This window comes from Psychrobacter sp. 1U2 (assembly GCF_051847575.1).
Window position 1 is genome coordinate 1 of the sequence record NZ_JBPYDC010001751.1, and the last position, 532, is coordinate 532.

1 protein-coding gene is annotated in these 532 nt (G+C 36.5%); it reads left to right on the top strand.

Annotated features, from left to right (window positions below; genetic code table 11):
- Positions 1 to 224 precede the first annotated feature (224 nt).
- Positions 225 to 532 (top strand): hypothetical protein (locus tag ACS8FD_RS24210; RefSeq protein ID WP_439277719.1); only part of this gene is annotated, 308 nt, incomplete at its 3' end.

Sequence of the window (532 nt, forward strand, 5' to 3'; positions counted from 1 at the left end):
ATCTTTTGGCTGGCTAATTACCCTTGGCGAAGATTGTATTGCTAGAAATATTAATACTAAAACTAACATTAAAGTTGCAAGCTTTAAAGTTGATCCTTCAACCAATGTCATCGTCCAAAATGTCACAGGTAATAAAAATTATAGTTAATGCTATTTTTATTAGTAGTAACGCAGTTCAATGGTTTAGTACCCAATAAAGTAATAAAGATTATAGGAAAGTTATTGTGAATGAGTTATCAAGAAGAGCCTTTTTACAGCGTTTAAGTTATTTAGCAGGTGCTGGTGTTGTTGCACCTATGGCTATGGGCTTATCAGCTAACAAAGCGAGAGCAGCAACAGCAGGCCCAGATTATAAAGCCTTGGTCTGTGTCCTACTAGACGGAGGTAATGATCAAGCCAATACTTTGATACCTATCGACACATCTAGTTATGCAACTTATCATAAGATACGTCAAGACATTGCATTAGATCGATCAAATGTACTACCTTTAATACCTACAACTCAGCTAGCTGGCGGTCTAAAATGGGGTTT